The organism is Paraburkholderia sp. SIMBA_054 (assembly GCF_046534875.1).
GTDB classification, from domain to species: domain Bacteria; phylum Pseudomonadota; class Gammaproteobacteria; order Burkholderiales; family Burkholderiaceae; genus Paraburkholderia; species Paraburkholderia hospita.
On the sequence record NZ_JAWRXV010000918.1, the window covers coordinates 1 to 266 of the forward strand.

The following is a 266-nucleotide window of genomic DNA, read 5'->3' on the forward strand; positions in this document are numbered from 1 at the left end:
CTGCCTTGGACCCGCCGATGCGACAGCCTCCACCACGCCGTGATGCGGTGGTCAAAATTCTTGCACGCGTGGTCGAGGTTGTCGCGCGCGGCCGAGATATCGCCGACGTTCGGCGTGTCCGCGTCGACACCGCCAAACTCGAAGACGGAGAGCAGCGAGCCGTCCTTGTCGAGGATAAGCTCTGGTGTGACCATCGTTGCCCAGGGCGCTACTTCCTGTATGGAACGCACGGCGAGTCGCTTTTTCAGCATGGAAGATCCTGATTG

The 266-nt window shown here is 61.3% G+C and carries 1 pseudogene; it reads right to left on the reverse strand.

Annotated elements, in window-relative coordinates:
- A pseudogene (locus SB822_RS57810) lies at nucleotides 1-251 on the reverse strand (type IV secretion system protein VirB4); the annotation flags it as partial.
- Nucleotides 252-266: the final 15 nt, after the last annotated feature.